The sequence below is a fragment of the Desulfotomaculum copahuensis genome (assembly GCF_001655685.1).
Classification (GTDB): domain Bacteria; phylum Bacillota; class Desulfotomaculia; order Desulfotomaculales; family Desulfovirgulaceae; genus Desulfotomaculum_G; species Desulfotomaculum_G copahuensis.
Window position 1 is genome coordinate 99324 of sequence record NZ_LYVF01000164.1, and the last position, 23946, is coordinate 123269.

Annotated in this window: 26 protein-coding genes; 8 read left to right on the forward strand and 18 right to left on the reverse strand. The window is 59.6% G+C overall.

Annotated elements, in window-relative coordinates; genetic code table 11:
• Positions 1–7: 7 nt before the first annotated feature.
• Positions 8–2188 carry a replication restart helicase PriA gene (gene priA, locus A6M21_RS10705; protein WP_066668618.1) on the reverse strand — a complete coding sequence of 727 codons (2181 nt, stop codon included), beginning with the start codon at positions 2186–2188 and terminating at the stop codon, positions 8–10.
• A gap of 32 nt (positions 2189–2220) precedes the next feature.
• Positions 2221–2802 (reverse strand): hypothetical protein, encoded by a 582-nt coding sequence (locus tag A6M21_RS10710; protein WP_151191901.1) that lies wholly within the window; start codon positions 2800–2802, stop codon positions 2221–2223.
• 205 nt (positions 2803–3007) lie between these two features.
• Here A6M21_RS10710 and A6M21_RS10715 point away from each other — a divergent pair, with 205 nt between their 5' ends.
• Together A6M21_RS10715 and A6M21_RS10720 are read left to right on the forward strand one after the other, a co-directional pair.
• Positions 3008–3466, forward strand: a complete 459-nt coding sequence (locus A6M21_RS10715; protein ID WP_066668622.1) for a MarR family winged helix-turn-helix transcriptional regulator — start codon at positions 3008–3010, stop codon at positions 3464–3466.
• Positions 3467–3487: 21 nt separating this feature from the next.
• Positions 3488–3865: a helix-turn-helix domain-containing protein gene (locus tag A6M21_RS10720; RefSeq protein WP_066668624.1), complete on the forward strand. Its 378-nt coding sequence runs from the start codon at positions 3488–3490 to the stop codon at positions 3863–3865.
• 38 nt (positions 3866–3903) lie between these two features.
• On the opposite strand, the gene coaBC is transcribed toward A6M21_RS10720, so the two are convergent.
• The 9 genes from coaBC to A6M21_RS10765 form a co-directional block, all read right to left on the reverse strand.
• Complete coding sequence (gene coaBC, locus A6M21_RS10725; RefSeq protein ID WP_066668626.1) at positions 3904–5106, reverse strand: bifunctional phosphopantothenoylcysteine decarboxylase/phosphopantothenate--cysteine ligase CoaBC; 1203 nt, start codon at positions 5104–5106, stop codon at positions 3904–3906.
• Positions 5107–5123: 17 nt separating this feature from the next.
• Positions 5124–5327 carry a DNA-directed RNA polymerase subunit omega gene (gene rpoZ / locus A6M21_RS10730; RefSeq protein WP_201721872.1) on the reverse strand — a complete coding sequence of 68 codons (204 nt, stop codon included), beginning with the start codon at positions 5325–5327 and terminating at the stop codon, positions 5124–5126.
• 9 nt (positions 5328–5336) lie between these two features.
• Positions 5337–5918 carry a guanylate kinase gene (gene gmk, locus A6M21_RS10735; protein WP_066668630.1) on the reverse strand — a complete coding sequence of 194 codons (582 nt, stop codon included), beginning with the start codon at positions 5916–5918 and terminating at the stop codon, positions 5337–5339.
• Positions 5919–5948: 30 nt separating this feature from the next.
• Entirely contained in the window at positions 5949–6227 is a 279-nt protein-coding gene (gene remA, locus A6M21_RS10740; RefSeq protein ID WP_066668632.1) for an extracellular matrix/biofilm regulator RemA, read from the reverse strand.
• Positions 6228–6259: 32 nt separating this feature from the next.
• Positions 6260–7138 (reverse strand): YicC/YloC family endoribonuclease, encoded by an 879-nt coding sequence (locus A6M21_RS10745; RefSeq protein ID WP_066668634.1) that lies wholly within the window; start codon positions 7136–7138, stop codon positions 6260–6262.
• Positions 7139–7204: 66 nt separating this feature from the next.
• Positions 7205–8398, reverse strand: coding sequence for a pyridoxal phosphate-dependent aminotransferase (locus A6M21_RS10750; RefSeq protein ID WP_066668636.1), 1194 nt, complete (start codon positions 8396–8398; stop codon positions 7205–7207).
• 102 nt (positions 8399–8500) lie between these two features.
• Positions 8501–9679, reverse strand: coding sequence for an LL-diaminopimelate aminotransferase (locus A6M21_RS10755; protein WP_066668637.1), 1179 nt, complete (start codon positions 9677–9679; stop codon positions 8501–8503).
• A 127-nt stretch (positions 9680–9806) separates the two neighbouring features.
• Positions 9807–10658, reverse strand: a complete 852-nt coding sequence (dapF, locus tag A6M21_RS10760) for a diaminopimelate epimerase (RefSeq protein ID WP_066668701.1) — start codon at positions 10656–10658, stop codon at positions 9807–9809.
• 135 nt (positions 10659–10793) lie between these two features.
• Positions 10794–13538 carry a calcium-translocating P-type ATPase, SERCA-type gene (locus tag A6M21_RS10765; protein ID WP_066668639.1) on the reverse strand — a complete coding sequence of 915 codons (2745 nt, stop codon included), beginning with the start codon at positions 13536–13538 and terminating at the stop codon, positions 10794–10796.
• A gap of 188 nt (positions 13539–13726) precedes the next feature.
• Between A6M21_RS10765 and A6M21_RS10775 the strand changes: the two genes are divergently transcribed.
• From A6M21_RS10775 to A6M21_RS10800, 6 genes are all read left to right on the forward strand, one after another.
• A complete protein-coding gene (locus A6M21_RS10775; protein WP_066668647.1) occupies positions 13727–14938 on the forward strand; it encodes a glycosyltransferase in 1212 nt (403 codons plus the stop codon).
• A gap of 41 nt (positions 14939–14979) precedes the next feature.
• Positions 14980–16521 (forward strand): ArnT family glycosyltransferase, encoded by a 1542-nt coding sequence (locus tag A6M21_RS10780; protein WP_066668648.1) that lies wholly within the window; start codon positions 14980–14982, stop codon positions 16519–16521.
• Position 16522: 1 nt separating this feature from the next.
• Entirely contained in the window at positions 16523–16816 is a 294-nt protein-coding gene (locus tag A6M21_RS10785) for a hypothetical protein (RefSeq protein WP_066668649.1), read from the forward strand.
• Positions 16817–16885: 69 nt separating this feature from the next.
• Complete coding sequence (locus A6M21_RS10790; RefSeq protein ID WP_066668650.1) at positions 16886–18073, forward strand: sensor domain-containing diguanylate cyclase; 1188 nt, start codon at positions 16886–16888, stop codon at positions 18071–18073.
• A 13-nt stretch (positions 18074–18086) separates the two neighbouring features.
• The gene (locus A6M21_RS10795) at positions 18087–18434 is read left to right on the forward strand and encodes a cupin domain-containing protein (protein ID WP_066668651.1); all 348 of its coding nucleotides are present in this window, start codon (positions 18087–18089) and stop codon (positions 18432–18434) included.
• A gap of 135 nt (positions 18435–18569) precedes the next feature.
• Complete coding sequence (locus tag A6M21_RS10800) at positions 18570–18800, forward strand: glutaredoxin family protein (RefSeq protein ID WP_078060577.1); 231 nt, start codon at positions 18570–18572, stop codon at positions 18798–18800.
• A 96-nt stretch (positions 18801–18896) separates the two neighbouring features.
• On the opposite strand, the gene A6M21_RS18435 is transcribed toward A6M21_RS10800, so the two are convergent.
• From A6M21_RS18435 to mltG, 7 genes are all read right to left on the reverse strand, one after another.
• Positions 18897–19121 carry a hypothetical protein gene (locus tag A6M21_RS18435; RefSeq protein WP_151191902.1) on the reverse strand — a complete coding sequence of 75 codons (225 nt, stop codon included), beginning with the start codon at positions 19119–19121 and terminating at the stop codon, positions 18897–18899.
• Positions 19122–19493: 372 nt separating this feature from the next.
• Positions 19494–19811, reverse strand: coding sequence for a thioredoxin (trxA, locus tag A6M21_RS10810; protein ID WP_066668703.1), 318 nt, complete (start codon positions 19809–19811; stop codon positions 19494–19496).
• 113 nt (positions 19812–19924) lie between these two features.
• Positions 19925–20140 (reverse strand): FmdB family zinc ribbon protein, encoded by a 216-nt coding sequence (locus A6M21_RS10815; RefSeq protein ID WP_066668655.1) that lies wholly within the window; start codon positions 20138–20140, stop codon positions 19925–19927.
• Between the two features lie 48 nt (positions 20141–20188).
• Positions 20189–20362 carry a 4Fe-4S binding protein gene (locus A6M21_RS10820; RefSeq protein WP_066668657.1) on the reverse strand — a complete coding sequence of 58 codons (174 nt, stop codon included), beginning with the start codon at positions 20360–20362 and terminating at the stop codon, positions 20189–20191.
• A gap of 178 nt (positions 20363–20540) precedes the next feature.
• Positions 20541–21308 (reverse strand): helix-turn-helix domain-containing protein, encoded by a 768-nt coding sequence (locus A6M21_RS10825; RefSeq protein WP_066668659.1) that lies wholly within the window; start codon positions 21306–21308, stop codon positions 20541–20543.
• Between the two features lie 146 nt (positions 21309–21454).
• The gene (locus A6M21_RS10830) at positions 21455–22672 is read right to left on the reverse strand and encodes a peptidase U32 family protein (RefSeq protein WP_066668706.1); all 1218 of its coding nucleotides are present in this window, start codon (positions 22670–22672) and stop codon (positions 21455–21457) included.
• A gap of 71 nt (positions 22673–22743) precedes the next feature.
• Positions 22744–23784, reverse strand: coding sequence for an endolytic transglycosylase MltG (gene mltG / locus A6M21_RS10835; RefSeq protein WP_066668660.1), 1041 nt, complete (start codon positions 23782–23784; stop codon positions 22744–22746).
• Positions 23785–23946: the final 162 nt, after the last annotated feature.

The window sequence follows — 23946 nt, forward strand, 5'->3', positions numbered from 1 at the left end:
CCTTTCTTCACATCATATTTTGCGGATCCAGATCCACCGCCACGGCAACTGTGCGCAACTGCCGCTCATACCCGGCCAGTCCGGCGGTCACAGCCTCTCTCAACTTTTGCGGCGCGTCGGCCCTGAGCACCAACTGCCAGCGAAAACGGTCCTTCACCCGGACCAGGGGGGCCGGCGCCGGCCCCATCACCTGCACCGCCCCGCCGGCGGCAAAGCCGGCCAGGGCCGCCGCCGCTTTTTCCACTTCCTCTTCACTGGCGCCGGTAAACAGCACCCGGCACAGATGGGAAAAAGGCGGATAGCCCAAAGCCCGCCGGATGGACATTTCCTGGCTGAAAAAGCCGCCGTAGTCATGCCGGCGGGCAGCGTCAACGGCGTAATGAGCGGGAGAATAGGTCTGCACAAGCACCTCGCCGCCCCGGTCACCACGCCCGGCCCGGCCGGCCACCTGGGTAAGCAGCTGAAATGTTCTCTCACTGGCCCGGAAATCGGGCATATGCAGGGTAGTATCGGCGTTGACCACGCCCACCAGCGTGACGCCCGGCATATCCAGGCCCTTGGCCACCATCTGCGTACCGATCAATATATCCGCTTCGCCCCGGCCGAAGGCATCCAGAATCTCCCGGTGGGAACCGCGCCGGCCGGTGGTGTCCTTATCCAGGCGCAGCACACGGGCGGCGGGAAACAGCCGGCGCACTTCCTGCTCCACTTTCTGCGTGCCGGTGCCGTAAAAACCCATTTGCCGGCCGGTGCAGGCCGGACAGCGGGAGGGAGCCAGCACGCTGTAATTGCAATAATGGCAGCGCAAACGGCCATTGGCGTGATAAGTAAGGGAAATATCACAATGCGGGCATTTGAGCACCAGCCCGCACTCGCGGCAGACGATAAAAGTAGCATAACCGCGCCGGTTCAAAAATAAAATGGCCTGCTCCTTGCGGCTGAGGCGCTCCGCCAGCGCTTCCTGCAAAGCCCCGCTGAAGATCCCCCGCCGGCCGGCACGGTATTCACGGCGCAAATCGACCACCCGCACCGGCGGCAAAGGCCGGCGCGCGATGCGGTAAGGCAGGTTGAGCAACCGGTAGGGACCGCCGGACAGCGTCCGGCAGTACGACTCCAGCGCCGGTGTGGCGCTGCCCAGCACGGCCACCGCGCCATACTGCCGGGCCAGGCGCAGGGCCACCGCCCGGGCGTGGTAACGGGGCGTTTCTTCCTGTTTGTATGAGGACTCGTGCTCTTCATCGACAATCACCAGCCCGGGGCGGTCCAAAGGGGCGAACACCGCGGAGCGGGCGCCCAGCACCACCGGCGCCGTGCCGTTTTGAATGCGCTGATATTCGTCATATCTTTCCCCCGCCGCCAGGCCGCTATGTAGCACGGCCACCCGCCCGCCGAAACGGCCGCGGAATACGTCCACCATCTGCGGCGTGAGGGCGATTTCCGGCACCAGGGCCACCGCCTGCCGGCCCCGCTCCAGGGCGGCGGCAATACCGCGCAGGTAAACCTCCGTTTTACCGCTGCCGGTAATCCCGTGCAGCAAAAAGACCTGTTCCTTTTCCCGATCCAGGGCGGCGGCAATCTCCCGTACCGCCTCCGCCTGCGGAACGTTCAGCACCGGCGGCGGCGACGGGCGCAGAGGTGTCCCGGCGACCGGATCCCGGCGCACCATTTGCTCCTCCACCTGCAGCCACCCCCGGGCCACCAGGCTGTTCACCAACCCGGGTGATACCCCGGCCCGGCGGGCCAACTCCATCCGGGTCAGTCCGGGGCTGTTCTGCGCCAGCTGCCAAACGGCGTTTTGTTTGGGTGTTTGCGGCGCACCGGAAACACCCGCGGCCGGCCACAGGCCGCGCACCCGGCGCGGACCGGCCGTTTGCAGCAGCGGCCAGATCATGGCCTGCAGCGCGCTGACCAGCGGACACAGGTAGTAGGCGGCCACCCAGCGGGCCAGCGCCAGTTGCCCCGGGGTAAACAATGGTCCTTTATCGAGCAGCGCCGCCACTTCTTTGATCCCGGACTCCTGCGGCGGTACGCCAAATCCGACCACATAGCCTTCCAGCTTGCGCCGTCCGAAGGGTACCAGCACCCGGCTGCCCGTCTCCACCTGCCCCTGCAGGCCGGCGGGCACCCGGTAATGAAAAATTTTGTCCACCCGGCGCAGGGCCAGGTTGACCAGTACTTCGGCAAACAAATAAAAATTTCACCTGCCATCCGTTGCTGCAGTTAATCACCCGCACGTCCGCCGTCACCCGCCGCGCCTTTCCCGGATGATTTGCCGCGTCCGTTGATATTAATACGCGGCACGCATTTTTCCACCGCGGCTACCTTGGCCCCGTTCCAGGTTACCGGATCACCCCATGACTTTACCGGCGGTGAAGAAAAACGGACCGGAAACATTTGTCCGGAAATGACAAGATCCGGTGCGGAATTCCCACCGGAGGACGAGGTGGCATCCGGGGCAAAAACCCCCGGCGCTCCCCGACGCCGGGGGGGTGCCGGACCGGGTGCGCCGCTCGGTTCCTTTTTTTTCCACTCGCGATAGCGGGGGGCATGCACAAGGGTAATGCCGCTTAAGGTTATTTCCTCCTCGCTGAGCTGACCGTTTTCAAAACGCCGCCGGATTTCCGCCCGGGGAACAAATGCTGAAAACTCGGCCGGTACGCGCAGATTGCTTCTCCGGGTCATGCTCACCACCACGTCGCCAATCCGGATTTCGGCCTGATCATCCTGGCGGTGACATTCCCCGTATCCCGCCCGGGGCGGGAGAAAGGACTGCGCCGGCTTGTTTGCCGGGAAGAATAACACGTAAATCACCCCCCGTCCTTATTTTACTCCGGAGAGTGCTTACAGGTGTACCATAATAAACCTTATTCCCTGCAACTTGACGGTTTCCCTGCCGGCCGGCCGGAAAAGTATTGACTGAAACCGTTAATATATTTACAATTAATATACATGAAAAAGGGAGCCGCCCCCTGCCGGATCATTTTCATTCCACCAAAGGAGCAAAACAATGCCGGCGTCTTCAGGCAATAAAAACCGTTATCATGCCATCCGACTGGTCATCGAATTGACCCGCACCATGGATCAGCTGGACGATTTGCTGGCCGGGCATTTTGCCCGTTTCAACCTGTCCCAGCCCAAATTCAACGCCCTGATGGAACTGCGCCTGGCCGGGGACGCCGGTCTGCCACTTTCCGAACTGGGTCAGCGCATGCTTGTTTCCCGCGCCAATATCACCGGTCTGGTGGACCGGCTGGAAAGGGACGGTCTGGTCACCCGGGAGGCGGATTCCGCCGACAGGCGGATCATCCGGGCCAGGATTACACCCCGGGCGCAGGAACTGCTGACATTCATGCTGCCCCTGCACAACGAACTGGTTTACCGGGCCATGTCATTCCTGACGGACGATGAACAGCAAGTCATGCTCGGCCTTTTGCTCAAGCTGCAACAGGGATGGCAGGGGCTGTAGAATAAACAAGGAGGTTTTTTTATGCAATGCGCCAGATGTAAAATGGAAATCGACGATCCCGGCGACTGCTACGATTATTATGGTCAAACACTTTGCGAGGACTGCTATGTAGCCGCCCTGGAACCGCCCAAACCGTGCGATCCGGCGGCGGTTTCCAGCGCCACCGCCACCCGCCGGCAAATGGGGCAGCGGGGGACCGAAGGGTTGACACCGTTGCAACAAAAAATATATCACTACCTCAAAGAAAAAGGGCCGGTGACCAGGGAAGCGCTGGCCGCAGCCCTGGACATCCCCCCCTGGGAACTGGAAAAACAGTTTGCCGTCCTGCGGCACTGTGAGCTGACCCGTGCTTTCAAAGAAGGCAACCAGGTTTTGGTGACCGTTTGGGAAAAACCGTAACACAGCCGGCCATGAACCGGCGTATCCGGCCGGGATGTTCACTCCCGGCCGGCGCGGCGCAGCTGCAGTACGGCATCCCAAATCTGGTGCGCCACGGACAGCTTGTCCAGACAGGGCAGGGGAACAACAGCCCCGCCGGGATAAACCAGTTTGACAATATTGGTGTCGCTGTCGAAGCCGGCCCCGGGCATGGTCACATCATTGGCCACCAGCAAATCGACATTCTTTTGCGCTGCTTTTTGACGGGCGTTGGCTTCCAGATCGCCGGTTTCCGCCGCAAACCCCACCACCGTCTGATGGGGTTGTTTTTGCCGGCCCAACGCAGCCAGGATGTCGGGTGTCCTTTCCAGTTCCAGGACAAGTAGTGCCTGATGCTTTTTGATTTTTTCCGCAGCCGCTTCCCGTGGCCGGTAATCGGCCACCGCCGCCGCCTTGGCCACCACATCCTGCTGCGGGAACAGCTCCATCACCGTCCGGTGCATCTCCTGCGCCGTTTCCACGCATACCACGCGCACACCGGCCGGCGCCTCCCGGCCGCGGGCGGCTGTCACCAGCGTCACCTGCGCCCCGCGTCTGACCGCGGCACGGGCAAGCGCATAACCCATTTTACCCGAGCTGCGGTTGGAAAGGTAGCGCACCGGATCTAGCGGTTCCCTGGTCCCGCCGGCGGTAACCAGCACCTTCAACCCCTTCATGTCCGGCGTGGTCAACAGCCGGACAATGTATTCCCGGATCACCGCCGGATCGGCCAGGCGTCCCCGTCCCTGCTCGCCGCAGGCCAGATGGCCGGTCTCCGGCCCGCAAACGGAGCAGCCTCTTTCCCGCAAACAGTTCAGATTGGCCTGCACCCGGGGGTGATCGTACATATGCACATTCATAGCGGGGCAGAAAAGCACCGGGCAGGTGGCGGCCAGCAGGGTGGTGCTGAGCAGGTCGTCACCCAGCCCGCAGGCCGCCTTGGCCAGAATATTGGCCGTCGCCGGCGCCACCACCAGCAGGTCCGCCCGGGCCAGTTCGATATGCGGCACATGCCAGCCGGGCGGACAGGCAAACAAATCCGTATGTACCGGATTACCCGTCAGGGTCTGAAATGTCAACGGCCGGATGAATTGCTGCGCCGCCGCGGTCATGATCACATGCACCTGCGCCCCGTCACGGACCAGGGCGCTGGCCAGTTCTGCGGCCTTGTAGGCCGCAATGCCTCCGCTCACCCCCAGGGTGATGCGCCGGTTTTCCAGCATAAAATTTTCCTCCGGACCTATTTCGGGTTGTTTTTCACCCGCCGGTATTTAATTTTGCCGGCGGCTATTTCCTGCAGGGCCATACTGACCGGTTTGCTGGGCAGGGTGTTTTCTTCTTCGCCGTCGGCGGTCAGTTCTCTCGCCCGCTTGGCGGCAATGACCACCAGCGTATACCGGCTATCGACTTTTTTCATCAACAGATCTAAAGAAGGCTGGTTCATAATAACCCCCTACCATCCCTGATACCACCGGGCGCGCCCGGGACGGCAGCGCTCGGCTGTTAAAATGGACCGGATGACGGATACGGCATCCTCCAACCGGTCATTTTGAACCACGTAATCATAACGGGAAAGCATCCGTACTTCCCGCTCCGCCCACTGCAGGCGCCTGGCGATTTCCTCCGGGGCATCACTGGCCCGCCCGCGCAGCCGCGCCGCCAATATTTCACGGGACGGCGGCAGGACAAAGAGCAGGACCGCATCCGGAATTTTCTCTTTAATCTGCAGGCCGCCCTGTACGTCAATTTCAAGCAGCACATCCGTCCCCCGGGACAGGGCGTCATCCACCGCCGCACGGGGGGTGCCGTAATAATAATCGTATACCCCGGCCCATTCCAACAGCTCGTCCTGCGCCATCATCTGTTCAAATCGTTCCCGGGAGACAAAAAAATAATCCACCCCGTCCACTTCCCGCGCTCTGGGCGGCCGGGTGGTGGCCGATACGGAAAGCTGCAGGCGGGGCTCTTCTTGCAACAGCATCCGGCAAATCGTGCCCTTGCCGGCGCCGGAAGGACCCGAGAGGACCAGAAGCATGCCTGGATGTGTAATCACCGCCGCCCGCCCCTAATCCAGAGGTTCTTCCGCCGGGACCGGCACCGGTTCCCGGCCGCCCAACCGGTGAGCCACTGTTTCCGGCTGCACCGCAGACAGAATCACATGATCACTGTCGGTAATAATCACGGCCCGGGTGCGCCGCCCGTAGGTAGCGTCCACCAGCATACCCCGGTCGCGGGCTTCGCTGATGATCCGTTTAATCGGCGCTGATTCGGGACTCACAATGGCGATAATGCGGTTGGCCGAAACAATATTGCCGAAGCCGATATTTATCAACCTGATCTCCATGGCCTTTCCCCCTTTTATCCGGCGCGACCGGGCTATTCGATATTCTGCACCTGTTCACGTATTTTTTCCAGCTCGCTTTTTACCTCCACCACCGCCCGTCCGATTTCAAGATCCCCCGCCTTGGAAGCTATGGTGTTAATTTCGCGGTTCATCTCCTGCAGCAGGAAATCCAGTTTGCGGCCCACGGCCTCTTCCGCGGCCAGGAAATTGCGCATCTGGGCCAGATGGCTGTACAGGCGCACCACTTCCTCGTTGATGTTCGAGCGCTCGGCAAAAAGGGCCGCCTCGGTGGCCAGGCGGGCTTCATCCAGTGGACCGCCGGCAAGCCATTCCGCCAGACGCTGTTTCAAACGGGTGTGATATTCTTTGACCACCTGCGGCGACCGGGCTTCAATCTGCCGGGTCAGTTCCTCGATCCGTGCCAGCCGCTCCAGCAAGTCCACCTGCAACCGGGCACCTTCCGCCCGGCGCATGGACATTAATCCGTCCACGGCCGCGGTCAGCGCCTGCTGCACAAAAGGCCACCATTCCTCCACGTCCGTAGCCGGTTCTTCCGTTACCAGCACCCCGGGCATGCCGAACAACCAGGTCGGGGAAACCTCCCCGGGCAGGGCCAACTCCGCCTGCAATTCTTTCATTGCCTTATAATACGATCCCGCCAGGCCTTTGTCAACTTTTACAAGCGGGCTTTGCTCCGCAGCGTCTTCCAGGGAAATATAGCCGTCCACCCGTCCCCGCCGGACGGCGGTTTGAATTTGACGGCGGGCGCGCTCCTCAAGGGAGACCATGTTCCTGGGCAGGCGCAGTACAATTTCGCAATAACGGTGGTTGACCGCCTTTAATTCCACGGTGAATTTCTTCCCGCCGCCGGCGGCTTCCCCCCGGCCGAAACCGGTCATGCTTGTTAACAACCCGAGCCCTCCGATACGCTAGATTCAACCCGGCCCTGCCGACGGCCGTGCCGGTGCGGACTGTTTTCACTCCATCGCGGCCAGCATCTGCTGGATACGGTCCATTCCTTCCCGGATGTTTTCCATGGAAGTGGCGTAAGACATCCGGAAGCAGCGATCGTCGCCAAAAGCCACCCCGGGCACCACCGCCACTTTTGCCTGTTCCAGCAGTATGGCCGCCAGGTCGCCGGCCCCCTTGATCATCCGACCCCGGCAGGAACGGCCCAAGTAGGCTTCCATGCCGGGAAACAGGTAAAAAGCCCCGCCCGGCCGGCTGCAGGTCAACCCGGGAATGGCCAGCACCCGCTCCAGCATGTAGTCGCGGCGCCGGTTAAACTCGGATACCATCTGCCTTAATGGCTCCTGGGTGCCGGTCAACGCCGCCACGCTGGCCGCCTGGGCGAAAGAAGTCGGGTTGGAGGTGGCGTGGCTTTGCAGATCGGCCATCGCCCTGGCCACCGGCGCCGGCGCGGCGGCGTAGCCGATGCGCCATCCGGTCATGGCGTACGCCTTGGACATGCCGTTAATCACCACGGTCTGCTCTTTCAATTGCGGGCTTAACGAGGCGATACTGACATGCCGCCGGCCGTCGTAAATCAAATGCTCATAAATTTCATCGGAAATTACGGCGATCCCTTCCCTGGTCAGCACTTCACCCAGAGCAACCAGTTCTCCGGCGGAATACACCGCCCCGGTGGGGTTGCCCGGGCTGTTGATGATCAGCAGCCGGGTACGCCGGTTAAGCACCGATTCCAGTTCTTCAGGCGTCAATTTATACCCGTTTTGCGCCCGGGTCTGAACGATCACCGGCACTCCCCCGGCCAGCTTGATCTGTTCCAGATAGCTCACCCAGTAGGGCGCCGGCAGAATTACCTCGTCCCCCGGCTGCACCAGCACCTGAATGGCATTGTACAGGGAGTGTTTGGCCCCTACCGAAACCACGATCTGACCGGGCTGATAATCCAGGCCGTTGTCATTTTTTAGTTTTGCGGCAATTGCTTCTTTTAACTGCTGCGTGCCGGACACCGGGGTGTATTTGGTCATCCCGGCGTTGAGGGCGGCAATGGCCGCCTCCTTGATGTGAGCCGGAGTGTCAAAATCCGGTTCCCCCACCCCGAAGTTGATTACTTTTTCTCCGGCGGCGATCATTTTCTTCGCCTGCGCGTCTATGGCCAGTGTGGGCGACGGGCTGATATTTTTTGCCCGGTCGGCCAGTCTCATGAGAGGTCACTTCCTTAAAGTTATGGTTGTAAGTACCAACTCATAGCATGTTCAGCATAGTTGCCCTGTAAAACCGGCGGCCACAAACACACGGTCCGGGAGTTAAAATTTCACCGGCCCGATGTTTTTCTTGATCCGTTCCACCGCCTCCTGCAGCCGCTCCGTGGGCAGCGTTAAAGAAATGCGGAAATAGCCGGCGCCGGCAGACCCGTATCCGCTGCCGGGGGTAATCACCACCGCGGCCTTTTCCAGCATTGCTTCGGTGAAAGAAGCGTCGGTATATCCGGCCGGCACGGGCGCCCAGACGTAAAATGTGGCCCGCGGCTTTTCCAGACGCCAGCCCAATCCGTTCAAGGCCTCCACCAGCATGTCCCGGCGCCGGCGGTAGATGCCGTTGACCCGGTCAACAACCGCATAGGGGCCGTTCAACCCGGCCATGGCGGCATACTGGACGGCCTGGAACTGGCCGGAATCCAGGTTGGACTTGAGCCGGCCGAGTGCTTCCACCGCCTCCGGGCAACCGGCGGCCCAACCGATGCGCCAGCCCGTCATGTTGAAAGGTTTGGAAACAGAATTGAATTCCAGCCCGATCTCTTTCGCCCCCGGCACCTGCAGGAAACTGGGCGGCCGGTAGCCGTCATAGGCGATTTCGGAATAAGCGGCATCGTGGCAGACCAGGATGTTGTACTCCCGGGCAAAAGCGACCACTTCCCGGAAAAATTCTTCACCGGCCACCGCCCCGGTGGGGTTGTTGGGGTAATTGATGAACATCATTTTCGCCTTGCGGGCCACTGCGGACGGAATATCCGCCAGCACGGGCAGAAAGCCGTTTTCCGCCTGCAAGGGCATGTAGTGGGGCACGGCGCCGGCCAGAACAGCCCCCCCGGCGTATACCGGATAGCCGGGATCAGGCAGCAACACTGTATCCCCGGGATTCAGGTAGCACCAGGAAATATGGGCGATGCCCTCCTTGGAGCCAATCAGCGTGACCACTTCACTTTGAGCATCCAGTTCCACCCCGAAGCGGCGGCTGTACCAGCCGGCCACAGCGCGGCGGTAGTCAAGCAGGCCGGCAGATGAAGGATACTGGTGGTTGGCCGGATTTTTGGCCTCTTTGATCAACTCCTGCACGATGTGCTCCGGCGTCGGCTGATCGGGATCGCCGATGCCAAGACTGATAATATCCACCCCGGCCGCCCGTTTTTGCTCAATCAACCGCTCAATGCGGGCAAAAAGGTAGGGAGGCAGGTTTTGAATACGCTGCGCCTGTTCAAACGGCAAAATCTGTTCCCTCCTGGCAATCGCTATTTTTTAATACAAGCCGCCGGCAAAAGCACCGGCCGGCCGGTCCGGGCGGACAACGGCCGCTGCGCCCCGCTCCGGACGGCGGCGGTTCACGGGTAAACAGCTAGACCGGCCGGCCGGTATACTCCCCGGCAAAGACCTCCGCCGCCGGTCCGGTCATATAGACGTGATTGTCTTCGGCCCACTGGATATCCAGCGTACCGCCGGGCAGGTGCACTTTCACCGTACGCTCGGTCAGGCCGTTGAGTGCGCCGCCCACCGCCGCGGCGCAGGCGCCGGTGCCGCAGGCCAGGGTCGGGCCGGCCCCGCGTTCCCAGACGCGCATCCTGACCTCCCCGCGGTTGAGCACTTCGATAAACTCGACATTGGTTTTACGTGGAAAGGCCGGATGGTTTTCCAGCTTCGGCCCCAATTCCGTCAGCGGTACCCGGTCTACATGGGCCGTGAAGATCAGGCAATGCGGATTGCCCATGGATACGGCCGTCACCCGGAAGCTGCCGCCGTTTAAAGCAAGCGGTTCGTCAACCACCCGGCCCGGTGGTCCGGTCATGGGGATATCCGTCCGTTCCAGCCGGGGTTCACCCATATCCACCCGCACCGCCTGCACCCGCCCGTTTTGCCGGATCAGCCGGGGCCGCATAATCCCGGCCAGCGTGGCGATGCGCATTTCATCCTGCCTCAAGCCGCCGTGTTCATAAAGATATTTGGCCGCGCAGCGGATACCGTTGCCGCACATTTCGGGCTCGCTGCCGTCGGAATTGATTATTTGCATTTGAATGTCGGCTCCGTCAACCGGCCGCAACAAAACCAGCCCGTCGGCGCCGATGCCGAAATGCCGGTCGCAAACCAGCCGGCCCAGGGCGGACAAATCCTCCCCGGCCACGGGCAGTTCCTGGCGGCGGGTGTCCACCAGCACAAAATCGTTGCCCAGACCGTGGTATTTATAAAAATGCAAGCTGCACCCCCCTTTGCCGTTTTCTCTGTTCCGGCCGTACACCATACATTTTACCTCATTTTCAGCACTATGTGTATTATTTCCTGTTTATTTCGGACAGATTATTTTTTTTGCCGGCGAAGCCGCGGGATTGTTTCACACCTTTAAATAGGAGATTTTTTCCTTCACCCGCAACTGCAGTTGTTTAAGCAGAGTACCCGCCAGCGGAGGGGCGAGGGCCACACCGGCGATTATGCTCCATTGCAGGCCGGTCAGGGGCGCGGTATGGAAAACGGTTTGCAGACGGGGAATGTAGTTGACCGCCATCTGCAGTACGGCGGACAGGCCGGCCGCCAGCAGCAGGTGCCGGTTGGAAAACAGCCCCACTTCCAAGATGGTGTGTTTTTCGGAACGGCAGGTAAATACGAAAAACAACTGGCTGAAAACCAGGGTATTGAAAGCCATGGTGCGGGCCAGGGTCAGATTGCCGGAACCGCCGTAAAGACCCCAGGCGAAGACCAGCAATGTGCCCAGACCAATCACGGCGCCGCTGCCCAGGATGCGCCAGGCCAACCCGTGGGCGAAAACGCTTTCCTGCGGGTGCCGCGGCCGGCGGAACATGATGTCCCGGTCGGCGGGATCCACCCCCAGAGCCATGGCCGGCAGTCCGTCGGTAACCAGGTTCATCCACAGGATCTGGATGGGCAACAGGGGCAGCGGCAGGCCGGCCAGCACGGCCAGCAGCATCACCAGCACCTCGCCCACGTTGCAGGAGAGCAGGTAACGGATGAATTTGCGGATGTTGTCATAGATTCCCCGCCCTTCTTCCACCGCCGCCACGATGGTGGCAAAATTGTCATCAGCCAGCACCATGGCCGACGCCTCCCTGGTCACATCAGTACCGGTAATGCCCATGGCAATGCCGATGTCGGCCTCCTTTACCGCCGGCGCATCATTGACCCCGTCCCCGGTCATGGCCACCACCTGGCCGCCCTGCTTCAAGGCCCGGACGATACGCAGCTTGTGCCGCGGGGACACCCGGGCGTAAACGGGAACATCACCGGCCGCCCGGCACAGTTCATCATCGTTCATGGCATCCAGTTCCGCTCCGCCAAGGATGTTTTCCCCCCGTCCCAGGATGCCCAGTTCACCGGCTACGGCGGCCGCGGTCAGCCGGTGATCGCCGGTGATCATCACCACCCGGATGCCGGCCCGGCGGCAGCGCTGTACCGCAGCCAGGGCGCTGGGCCGCGGCGGGTCAATCATCCCGGCCAACCCGGCAAAGATCAGGCTTTGCTCCACCCGGTCCTCATCCACTTCCCCGGAACCGCCGGGCAGTTCCCGCCAGGCCAGGGCAAGCACTCTGAGCGCGCGGCCGGCCAGAGCGGCATTCTGTTTCAATATCTCCGCCCGCTCCCGCGCGGTCAGCGGCACCACCCGGCCGTTCCGCAAACAATGGCTGCACAGTTCGAGCACCACGTCGGGCGCTCCCTTTACGTAGGCGTGCAGCTTGCCATCCGCCTGCCGGTAAACAACGGTCATCCGCTTGCGCTCCGCATCAAAGGGAAACTCCGCCATCCGCTGCTCGCGGCGCTCCAGTTCCTCCCGCCAGAAGCCAGCTTTGGCGGCCATGACCAAAAGGGCGCCTTCGGTGGGGTCGCCGTTGATATCCCAGGTTTTCACCCGCCGGGGGACCAAGCCGCGGAAAAGACCGCCGATGGGAGTTTCCCCGCGGGTGAGCACGGCATTGTTGCACAGTGCGGCAATGCGGAAAAAAATCTGGTATTCAAATGATTGGCAGGAAAGAGTGGAGGCGATTTCTCCTTTCGGATCATACCCCTCGCCGCCGATTTCCGCCTCATGACCACCGATCAAGGCCCGGCGCACGGTCATCTCGTTTTTGGTCAGCGTGCCGGTTTTGTCCGAGCAGATCACTGTGGCGCAGCCCAGGGTTTCCACCGCCGGCAGTTTGCGGATGATTGCCTGGCGGCGGATCATCCGCTGCACGCCGATGGCCAGCGCCACAGTGACAATGGCCGGCAGCCCTTCCGGAATAGCCGCCACCGCCAGGCTGACTCCGGCCAAAAACATCTGGTAAGCCGGTTCACCGCGGTAAATCCCAATCACCACCACCAGGGCGCAGACAGCCAGGCAAAAAGCCACCAAACCCTTGCCCAACTGGGCCAGCCGGCGCTGCAGCGGGGTTTCCTCCGTACCGGCTTCCTGGATCAACCCGGCGATACGCCCCATCTCCGTGGCCATACCGGTGGCCACCACCAGTCCCCGCCCGCGGCCGCGGGTGATCACCGTGCCCAGAAAAGCCATATTGCGGGCATCGCCCGGTGTCACCGGACCGGGGATGACGGCGGTGTGCTTTTTCACCGGCGCCGACTCGCCGGTCAACGCCGATTCCTCCACTTCCAGGTTCACCGTTTGCACCAGACGCAGGTCGGCCGGCACACGGTCGCCGGTTTCCAGCAGGACAATATCGCCGGGCACCAGTTCCGCAGCCGGAATCCGGCCTTCCATCCGGTTGCGGATCACCCGGGCTTCCGGCGCGGTAAGTTCCTTGAGTGCCTCCATTGAACGCTCGGCCCGGAATTCCTGCACACAGCCAAGCACGGCATTGACCAGCACTATAATCATAATGGTCACCGCATCGGCATATTCGCCCAGAAATCCCGAGATCACCGTGGCGGCCAGCAGAACAAGCACCATGAAATCGCTGAACTGGTCCAGAAACAACCGCCACAGCGGCACCCGGGGCGCCCTGGCCAGCTGGTTGGGCCCAAAACGCGCCGCCCGCTCTTTTGCCTCCCGGTCCGTCAATCCCCTGGCCGCGTCGGCGTTCAGCACCGCCGCCACTTCCTCCCCGCTTAAGGAATACCACTGTTCAGCCATTTCCAACACCTCCGGTTTGTCCAATTAAAAGATATTCGCCGCGGCTGGGAAAAATAACCTCGCCGGTAAACGCGTCCAACACCCGGTCCGCTTTCTCCAGCGTATTTTTACATACTTTTCCCATACTTTTTTCACTGCTTTGTGGCAAAGCTGGAATATGCTCGGAATAGACGTTCAAGCGAACAGGGATGACCGATGTGAAACTGCTGGCCCGCCTGACCAAGTACACCATTACCGGAACGGTCAATACGGTGATTGACTTTGCTGTTTACAACCTGATCATCCTGTTTTGGGGCACCGGCGGCGTGGTGGCCATGCTGGCCAACACCCTGGGCTTTGCCTGCGCCAATTTAAACAGTTATTTGATGAACAGTTTCTGGACCTTCCGGGATTGCAGCCGGCGCGGCGGACGCGAGGGGTTGAGATTTTTCCTGGCCGGTCTGGGTACGCTAGGCATCAGCAGCACGCTGCTCTGGGCCTTGCTGTCCGGCAATCCGGGCGGCGGCCCGGCCTGGCTCAACCTGGCCAAATTGACGGCCGGACTGGCCGGCAGCGGGATAAATTTTATTTTATACCGGCTGGTGGTCTTCCGCCGGCGGACCGCGGCAATCCCGGCCGAACAATGGCCTGCGGCGCAGCTTTATCCGGGGTGCTATTTAAGTTTGATCATCCCGGCTTACAATGAAGCGGACCGCATCGGCCGGACGCTGCAGGAGGCGGGAGAATACCTGCTGCGGCTGCAGCGGCCGGTGGAATTGCTGGTCGTGGACGACGGCAGTACCGATGATACGGCGCGAAAGGTACTGGCCGCCCGGGCACGTTTTCCGTTTATCCGCCTCATATCCCAGCCGGCCAACCGGGGCAAGGGGGCGGCGGTACGCCGCGGCATCCAGGAGGCGACGGGGGAACTGGCCGTTTTCTTTGACGCCGACCTCTCCTTTCCGGTGGAAAAACTGTCTGATTTCATTTTCCAGCTGGAGAAAGGTTACGCCGCAGTGCTCGGTAGCCGCGTGAATGCCGGGCGGGAAGCATGTGCCGGCCGCTGGCGGCCGCTGGTCAGCCGCGGCGCCCGCCTGATGGCGCACGTACTCGGTCTGGGGGCTGTCGGGGACACCCAGTGCGGTTTCAAGGGTTTCCGGCGCCGGGAAATTCTGCCCCTTTTATCCCGCACCAGAATCGACCGCTTTGCTTTCGATTTGGAATGGATCTATCTAATCCGGCGCCGGGGACTGACCGTGGCTGAAATCCCTTTGACCTGGCAGCACCGCAGCGGCTCGTCGGTACGCTGGCCGGACATACTGGAATCGCTGCTCAGTGTGCTGAAAATCCGGCTCTGGGCCTGGGAAGGAGTGTATGACTTGCCGGTCAAAAAAAAAACAAACGCCTTCCTTTTCATTTAATCAGCGCCGTCATCATTTTTATCGCGGCGCTGGCCGTCCGGTTGCCCTACCTCTGGACGGTGCCCGGCTTTGTGGACGAATGGGGCGAGGTGGGCCTGGCCTACAAAATCTACCAGGGACTGGCCCTGCCCCTGCATAACAACGCCCACGACATCGGCGCCCTTTACAACTACCTGCTGGCCGGCCTGTTCGCCCTGTTCGGTCCGGACATCTTTCTGCCCCGGCTGTTCATGACTGTCACCAGCGCGGCCACAGTGGTGCTGACCTACTTCCTGGCCAACGCCCTGGCCGGACGCCTGGCCGGTTGGCTGGCCGCTGCACTGCTGGCCACCTGCGGCATGCATATTCTGGTCACCCATATGGCATGGTCGAATGACCTGACCCCTTTTTTTGTTACTGCCGCCCTGCTCTGCTTGGTGACGGCGCTGCAGCGCGGGAACGGCCGGTTGCTCTGCCTGTCCGGCGCCCTGTGGGGACTGGCCCTGCAAACCCATTCCTCGGTGCTCGCCCTGCTGCCCGGGCTGCTGCTCTACCTCTGGCTGGGACCGGCCCGGCAGGGCTGGAGTAAACGGCGCTCTTTCTACCTGGCCCACCTGGCCTTTTTGCTCGCCTACAGCAACATGATCGTGGACAATATCATCAATCCGCTGGATTCCTGGTACTGGGTGCACCGCAAATTATACGCCTTCAACAGCAGCATCAACCCGGCCTCCTACTTGCTCAACCTGCGCAATATGGCCGGTGAATACATCAGCGCGCTGGCCTCGGCCTATCCGAACCAGCACGGCGACGGCCGGTACATAGCCTTTCTGGCCATAATCACGGCAGCCGCGCTGCTGACGGCCGGCGTCATTTGGGCCGTGCGCCGGCGGCAGTTTTTGCTGCTGTCTGTAATTGCCTCGGGCCTGCTGATCATTCCTTGTTTCAACCACCAGTACCGGTTTTTTACCGGCACCCGTTATATCGCCTTCTTATTCGCCCCTTCTTACGCCCTGATCGGCGCCGCCCTGGCCGCGGGCCGGCAAAAATTGAGCGTTTGGCTGCAGCAACGGGGCCATCAACGGCCGGACGCGTCACCGGCCGGGAAAATGCGCCGCTATTTGGCACCGGGACTGGCGGCGGCGCTGTTCGCACTGCTCGCCGGCTATCCGCTGGCGCCGCTGTTTGCTTATTATCATCAGTCCGTGCTGCGTGGACAGGACAACCAGCCTGCTTTCCAGTTGATTGGCACACTGTCCGCCGGTATGGAGCCGGGGGAAATGGTGCTCGTGGACAGCCGCCTGAATCGTTTTACTTCTTACTCTTTGAACCAGATGATGGAGATCAGCCGGATCCACCACCTGATGGTAGGCGCGCCGTCTCCCCGCGGCGAAGCAAACTTCCCCCCGCCGGTGGCAAAATGGCGCTCCCTGCTCACCGGCTACGGGGACCGCCCCCTGGTGGCGGTACTCACCCCGCCCGACTTCCGGTTGCTGACCGGTGCGTTGGGCATCAATTGGGACGAGACACGGCAGGTGACCGATGCCCGGGGACGGCCGGTATATGTTGTTGCCAGGCTGTCCCCTTCCGGGCAGGTGATTTGATATGCGCGCGGGAAAATGGCTGGCGGGGATTTTGCTTTTCTTCAGCCTGGTGCTCGCGGCCTGCAGTTACCAGGTTGCCTACGGTTCATTGAACGGCGGACGCCCGGCGGCCCTGCACCGCCCTCCGCCCCACCGGCAGCAGGTGGCGGAACCGGCCGTCAGGCGTCAATCCCGGCGGCACGTTAGCCGCCAACTCAACGGGCGCCCCGGAGGACACCGTGACCGGCAAAAAAAGAAAATGCGCCCGGCCATGGGGCGAAAGTTTTATAACGATGGTAAAATATTCTGGCACTGAGCAGGATTTTCCGACATTGGAAAGAATAATGCATGCAATAGTATTATTTCCGTCAAAGAAGGTGTACCCATGTTTCCTGGATTTGCCCCGGAGAACAGCCCGGATGGCATAGCCCTGCTCACCCGCTCGTTTCAGAGCCTGGTCAAAAACATAACTGATCAGGAGAGACTGTTCACCTGCCGGGTGGAGAGCATCAAGGCCAAACAACAGGAACTGGCCGCCCGTTATCAGGAAACTCAGTTGCTGGCCCGCCGCCTGCAGGAAATTGCCTCGTTGAATGAAATATTATTCAATACCAGTGACGAAAGGGAATTATATTTAAGAGTGGTCAATTTCCTGCATAAACTGTACCCCCGGGCGATCATCCGTTTCCTCGGCACCACCAAAAGCCACACCAAAATGTGCATACTGGCCGACTACGGTTCGCCGGACAGCGACCAGCGCATGGAACGCTGCGTCAAGAACCCGCTGGACTGTCTGGCCATCAAGCGGTGCCGTCCGGTGGTTTTTCTGCATCCCGACGATCACGTCTTCTGTTGTGAATTGAGCGACCTGGCCGGGGAATACGGCTATCTCTGCATGCCGCTGATTGCCGACGGCAGCGCCTTCGGCTGTATCAATATCATAATCAAACGGGAAGACATGCCGGAAAACGGACCGCCGTTGCTGGAAAACGATTTTAAGCTGCTTGATTTGCTGACCACCCATACTGCCCTGGCCATTAATAACAACCGGCTGATTAAAACGGTACGGCGCGAGGCTTTAACCGACCGGCTGACCGGTTTGCCGAACCGCCGCTACGCCCAGGAGGCGCTGCAAAACGAAATCAGCCGCTGCGCCCGCTATAACAGCGTCTTTTCCCTGGCCCTGGTGGATATAGATCTATTCAAGACGGTTAATGATAATTTCGGACATGATGAAGGAGACCGTATTCTCACCCTGCTGGCGGAAGCGGCCGGCAAGTGCCTGCGTAAAGTTGATATGACCGCCCGTTACGGCGGCGAAGAATTTTTGATCATCCTGCCGCAAACCGAAATTGAAAACGCCTGTCTGGTCATCGAGCGGTTCCGGAAAACCTTCAACCAGCTGACCCTGTCAGGAACCCTTGAGGCCAAAAATATCACTTTAAGTGCCGGATTGTCCGAATTTCCCACCGACGGCGAAGATGCCCCGGCTTTAATCAAGGTTGCCGACGACCGGCTGTACATGGCAAAACGGGCGGGGCGCAACCGGATGATCTGGAATAACAAAATTTAAGGAGAGATGCCCGGTGATTGTAGCTCATGAAAAGAATCAACCCGGAACCGCGGTGAACACCCCCGGCGCGGTAAATGTCTTTAAGAAATCGCTGGTGGGACCGGCACAAGGCTGGACCGGCTGGGTGATGCGCCTGTTTACCATCAATAGCGGGGGTTCCACGCCGCGGCATGCTCATCCCTGGCCACATATCAATTATATTTTGGGCGGCCGGGGCGTCTTATACCTGGAGGGAAAAGAAAACCCGGTTGAGGCCGGGTGCTATGCCTATGTACCTGGAAATGCCGAACACCAGTTTATCAATTCAGGAGACGGAGACTTCACCTTTATTTGCATTGTCCCGGATGAAGGAGACAAGTAACATGACCGGCAACCACGCCTTCCCGGCGGAACAATGCCCGGCCGGGTGCACCCGGGCACCGCGTGTATATAATACCTGCCGGATACAAACAATATCGTCACGCATTAAAAAAATTTAATTCCAGGAGGTTCTGCTATGCCGGATGTAACTGTGTATACCACGCCGACCTGACCGCATTGCCACACGGTGAAAGATTTTCTTTCACAAAAAGGCGTGCATTATACCGAAAAAGACGTGGCCGCGGATGAATCGGCACGCACCGAAATGATGCGCAAAACCGGACGGCTGGCGGTACCGACGATTCTGGTGGACGGCCGCGCGGTAGTCGGTTTCAACCGGGGTGAGCTGGAAAAATTGCTGCATTGACAAGACAAACCAGGCGGACAGATTTTCTCTGCCCGCTGATACATAGCACAATCCGGGATTCACACGGCCGGGGACACGCGGATCAAACCGCCACGCTCAAATAAGACGGGCGGCCATCACCGCAGCCACCAGGGTCACCGACGCCACGGCGGCCGGAAACCGCTCCTCCCGCAGGTTGTTCGCCCATTCGGCATATATTTGGGCCGAAACTTCCGGGGTGTATTCCTCCACCTCCTCTTGCTCGAAAAAATGCCAGAAAGTAGCGACGTAAACCCGCCAGGGAGTACTGAACCCGACGGCGATGATTAAGGCGATAAACACTTTTTCCGTATCGGGCCAGGCAGGGAGAAGGAAAAACGCAGTCGCAAGACCCAGGAAAGCAATGATATTCCACGGGTGAAAAATCTGTATCCACAACCAGCGGTTAAATTTTTTTGATCTTGATTTCTTCATCAGCAAAACCGTCAAATAATCATTATTTGGGCTCATTTGTTTGCGTGCCAGCATGAGAATATCACTCCTTTCCCGGTAAAACAAATACATTATTATTTCACATATATAGTACCATAATTCACAAGCCAACACAAGTCTTTTCTTCGCGTCAAACAGCGTTGAAAATAGCGAAAAATTGAAAGAACCCCCGGAAGCCTTTAACTCTTCCGGGGGTTTCCGGGTTCATGCATACCGGCGTCTTTAAAGCAACCCGTCCAGCTTTTTGGCCAGTACATTTTTGGGTGTGAAACCGACAACCTGGCCGGCCACCTTGCCGTCTTTGAACATAAGCAGGGTGGGAATGCTCATCACCCCGTAGCGCGCGGCCAGGGCCTGATTCTGATCTACATTCACCTTGGCCACCTTCACCTTGCCGGCATATTCGTTGGACAGCTCTTCAATGACCGGCGCCATACTCCGGCAGGGTCCGCACCAGGGAGCCCAAAAGTCCACCAGTGCGGGCTGTGCCGACTGCAATACCTCGGCATCAAAATTCGCTTCACTTAATTCCAGGGCCATTTTCATCTCTCCTCGGTTAATGTAATCTGCCTGGAACGGGTTGCACCAACCCGCTTCCCGGCGCCAATTAATCAATTTTGATATGAAGCCGCCAGCTTCACGTTTTAAAAACCTCAGCCGCCGCCGTGACCGGCATGCCCGCCGCCGCAACCGCCGCCGGCACTGCCACTGCCGCTGCCGCCGCTCACCTTGACCGCACAACCGCTGATCAGCTGCCGCAGGTCGCTGCTGCCGCAGGCCGGACAAGTCGCCTTGTCACGCTCACTCACACCGGTCAGCAGGGTGAATTTATGACCGCACTGCCGGCATTCAAAATCGTAGATGGGCATCCGCATTACACCTCCTGGCGATAATTTGATTTCGCCGCCCGGCGCCGTTTACGCCGCGGTTATGGCGCCGTTGGGACAGATAAAAATGCATTCCTCGCAGTCCCGGCATAAGGCCGGATCTACCGTGGCCAGCTTGGCCGTTACGGTGATGGCATGATAATTACATACCTCCGCGCAGGCGCCGCAACCGGCGCAAAGATCTTTGACCACAAAGGCAGCCATGTTAAAATCCTCCGCAACAAGTTGATTGCCCTTTCTGTTTTCTATTATACTCATAACTGCCTTCGCTTGCAATATGGTTAACGAAAAATTCATCAACATTTTACGATTTAATAACAGCCGGATATTTCCCTAGTTTACCACCGGCGAACAATGCAGTCAATGCATGTAAAAAGGATTTTCAACCCAACTCAGAACGTTTAAAAAGCTGGATAAAGTTCAGAATGAACTGCAATTCCTTCTGGGTCAGGTTGCATACCAGGTTCAGCACCGCCTGCACATTGGGGTGCATGAGCAACTCGCGCAGTTCCGGGTTCATCATGTTCAGCATCTGATCCACGGCGCCCGGCTCCATAATGAAGTAACACGGGGAAACACCCATCACCTCGGCCAGCTTTTCCAGGGTTTTCAAGGAAGGCTGTACCTTGCCCTGCTCAATCTGACCGATCAGCCCGGCCGTTACACCGGCCAGGTTGGCCAGTTGCGCCTGCGTCAATCCGTATTCCTCACGCAGTGCCTTTAATTTATGCCCCAGCGAACCCTCATGGCCGATCAGTGCGGAAGCCGGAACATCAAGCCCGCCGGCCACCCGTTTCAATGTGCCCAAAGCGGGGTATACGGTGCACCTTTCAATTTCGCTCAGGTAAGACAAGGAGATGTCCGCCCGCCGGGCCAGGTCCTGCAAAGACATGTTTTTTTCCGTCCGCATCAGGCGGATCTTGTCCCCCAGGGAAAGACAGCTGTTGGTGATATCACCTTCGATCAATTGCGTTTTAGGCACATTCAAAGCGCCGGCCAATTTATCAATGGTTTTTAGTGACGGCCTTTTGGAACCGCGTTCAATTTCACTGAGATAAGACAGCGAAAGGTTCGCACGCCGGGCCAGGTCCTGCAGGGTATAACCCCGTTCCTCCCGCAAAGCGCGAATTTGTTCTCCCTTGACGATCATGGGCTACACTCCCGGTCAAATCAAATTATACTATTATCGTACTATACTTTTACTAGGCAGTCAATTCGCGCCGCGCAAGATGAACCAAAGTCAATAAAAAAACGCGTTATCCCGTCTGCAGAAGGACGGAAAACGCGTGACCGCGGTTACTCCCGCCGGCGCAGCAGACTGTAGGGCGGCAAACAGCGCCCGGCGGGCAGGAAGATCAACTGACGCGGATGGGGTGCCGCCTCCAGCGGGAGCCCCTGTTCATCATACATGGCGCCCGGTCGGAAGGTGTACAGTTCGCCACCGGGCAGCAATGCCTCCAGTTCCTCACCCACGGCGAAGCGGTTTCGCTGTTCCACCCGGGCCAAACCGGTCCGCCGGTCGTAATCCCGCACTACGCCCACAAAAGCATAGGGACGCCGGTAAATGCGGGCCGCTGTCCCGTGGACGGCCGCACTCTCCCGCCCGGTAAAAAAGCCGGTGGTATAATCCCGGTTGCTCACTTTGCCCAACTCCTCCCACCAGGCCGGATCAACCCGGAAGTGTGCCGGATCCCGGCGGCAGGCATCCAGTGCCCGGCGGTAGACATTGACCACTGTGGCCACGTAATGCAGGCTTTTCATCCGCCCTTCAATCTTCAGGCTGTCCACCCCGGCCGCCGCCAGCCCGGGAATATATTCCAGCAGGCACAGGTCGCGCGAACTGAGAATGTAAGCGCCGCGGGCGTCCTCACCGGCCGGGAAATATTCACCGGGCCGTTTTTCTTCCATCAGGGCATACCGCCAGCGGCAGGCCTGGGCGCAATCACCCCGGTTGGCATCCCGCCCGGTCATGTAATTGCTCAACAGGCAGCGTCCGGAATAGGCAATGCACATGGCGCCGTGTACAAACACTTCCAGCGGCACATCCACCCGCCGGCGGATCTCCATGATCTCCTCCCGGGACAGTTCCCGGGCCAGGACAATGCGGTCCACCCCGGCTTTTTTCCAAAATGCGGCGGCGGCCCAGTTGGTGGTGTTGGCCTGGGTACTCAGGTGTACCGGCAGTTCCGGTGTCAACTGCCGGACCAGGCCGAACACTCCCGGATCGGACACAATAACGGCATCCACGCCCAGATCGCGCAGTTCCTCCAGGTAGGCGGGCAACAGTTCCAGATCTTGATTATGGGCAAAAATATTCACGGTAACGTATACTTTGGCGCCCCGCCGGTGAGCAAAGTCCACGCCCCCGGCCATTTCCGCGGTGGTGAAATTTTCCGCCCCGGCCCGCAGGCCGAACCGGCCGCCGCCCAGGTATACGGCATCGGCGCCGTAAATTACCGCCACTTTCAATTTCTCCGGATTACCGGCCGGAGCCAGCAATTCAGGTATGCGCATCATATCCTCCAACCCTTTTTAGACGTGAAAGATGGCCGCGCTTGAAGGTGGTGGCCGTACCGGGGGGGCAACTAGCGCAAGTATTTGCGTTTGTTCGCCTCGTGCTGGGCCAGGGTGACGGCGAAGGCATGCGTACCGTCCGGTTTGGCCACGTAATAAAGATAATTGGTATGCGCCGGCTCCACCGCCGCTAAAAGTGAGGCCTCACCGGGACAGGCAATCGGCCCGGGCGGCAATCCGGTTATTTTATAGGTGTTATAAGGTGATTTGACCTCCAGATCCTTATAATACAGTTTAGAGCGCTGGCTGCCCAGCGCGTACTGCACTGTGGCATCCACCTGTAAAGGCATGCCCCGGTGCAGGCGGTTTTCAATTACGCCGGCGATGACCGGCCGTTCGCGGTTTACCTTGGCCTCCCGCTCCACCATGGAAGCGATGATCACCGCCTGGTGCAGGGTCAGCCCGGCCGCCCGGGCTTTTTGTTCGTAATTCAATTTTTTCATCTCGTCGTTGAATTGACCGAGCATCATGTCAATCAGATCATGAGTGGAAATGTCGCTGCCCACTTTATACGTGTCCGGGAAAAGGTATCCTTCCAACCGGTGCGGCCCCGGCGGCAGACCGGCCAGAAAGGGGTAATCGAATTGATCACGGGCCACCGCCTGAAAAAACCTGTCATGGGTGGTTAAACCCTGTTTCGTCAGGAGCGCGGCGATTTGATGCAGGGTAAACCCCTCCGGGACAGTGAACTCCCGGGCATCCGGCGGTCCTTTGACCAGCAGGTCTGTTATCCGGGACAGGGACATACCGGTGGACAGACTGTAGCGGCCCGCTTTCAGCCGGCCGCCCACCCCTTTCAACCGGACGTAAAGATTGAACACCCGGGCATTGCGGATCAGCCCCCGGGTTTGCAAAAGCCCGCCGATTATCGCGCTGGAAGCATTCCGGGGCACAGTCAGGGAAACATCGCGGGCCTGGTCCGCCGGCGTCACCGGGGACAGCGCCCCGGTGACGTAGATTGCCAGGCCGGCCAGCAGGGCGGCCAGCAACAGCGCGCCACCCAGCAAGCGCCTTTTTCTTTTACTGCTCACCACTTGTTCCGGAATAGCCATTATAATCCGCCTTGAAACAAATTTTCCAAACCGGCAAACAAAGGTTGTCAATTATACCGGCACAACTAAGACATTATACCCCGTATAAACAACCAATGACAAGCCGGGATACAAAGAAACGGAACAAAAACACCGTCATTGACAGCCATTGCAATACCCGTT

Bases quoted from the DNA above. Each gene is read 5' to 3' on its own strand.
- coaBC (WP_066668626.1), bottom strand. From the start codon at position 5,106: ATGCTGGAAAACCGGCGCATCACCCTGGGGGTGAGCGGAGGCATTGCG.
- remA (WP_066668632.1), bottom strand. From the start codon at position 6,227: ATGGAGATCAGGTTGATAAATATCGGCTTCGGCAATATTGTTTCGGCC.
- A6M21_RS10815 (WP_066668655.1), bottom strand. From the start codon at position 20,140: ATGCCCATCTACGATTTTGAATGCCGGCAGTGCGGTCATAAATTCACC.
- A6M21_RS10750 (WP_066668636.1), bottom strand. From the start codon at position 8,398: ATGAGACTGGCCGACCGGGCAAAAAATATCAGCCCGTCGCCCACACTG.
- A6M21_RS10820 (WP_066668657.1), bottom strand. From the start codon at position 20,362: ATGGCTGCCTTTGTGGTCAAAGATCTTTGCGCCGGTTGCGGCGCCTGC.
- A6M21_RS10830 (WP_066668706.1), bottom strand. From the start codon at position 22,672: ATGCGCATACCTGAATTGCTGGCTCCGGCCGGTAATCCGGAGAAATTG.
- A6M21_RS10775 (WP_066668647.1), top strand. From the start codon at position 13,727: ATGACCGATGTGAAACTGCTGGCCCGCCTGACCAAGTACACCATTACC.
- A6M21_RS10765 (WP_066668639.1), bottom strand. From the start codon at position 13,538: ATGGCTGAACAGTGGTATTCCTTAAGCGGGGAGGAAGTGGCGGCGGTG.
- A6M21_RS10715 (WP_066668622.1), top strand. From the start codon at position 3,008: ATGCCGGCGTCTTCAGGCAATAAAAACCGTTATCATGCCATCCGACTG.
- A6M21_RS10785 (WP_066668649.1), top strand. From the start codon at position 16,523: ATGCGCGCGGGAAAATGGCTGGCGGGGATTTTGCTTTTCTTCAGCCTG.
- rpoZ (WP_201721872.1), bottom strand. From the start codon at position 5,327: ATGAACCAGCCTTCTTTAGATCTGTTGATGAAAAAAGTCGATAGCCGG.
- mltG (WP_066668660.1), bottom strand. From the start codon at position 23,784: ATGGCTATTCCGGAACAAGTGGTGAGCAGTAAAAGAAAAAGGCGCTTG.
- A6M21_RS10790 (WP_066668650.1), top strand. From the start codon at position 16,886: ATGTTTCCTGGATTTGCCCCGGAGAACAGCCCGGATGGCATAGCCCTG.
- A6M21_RS10825 (WP_066668659.1), bottom strand. From the start codon at position 21,308: ATGATCGTCAAGGGAGAACAAATTCGCGCTTTGCGGGAGGAACGGGGT.
- trxA (WP_066668703.1), bottom strand. From the start codon at position 19,811: ATGGCCCTGGAATTAAGTGAAGCGAATTTTGATGCCGAGGTATTGCAG.
- gmk (WP_066668630.1), bottom strand. From the start codon at position 5,918: ATGCTTCTGGTCCTCTCGGGTCCTTCCGGCGCCGGCAAGGGCACGATT.
- A6M21_RS10720 (WP_066668624.1), top strand. From the start codon at position 3,488: ATGCAATGCGCCAGATGTAAAATGGAAATCGACGATCCCGGCGACTGC.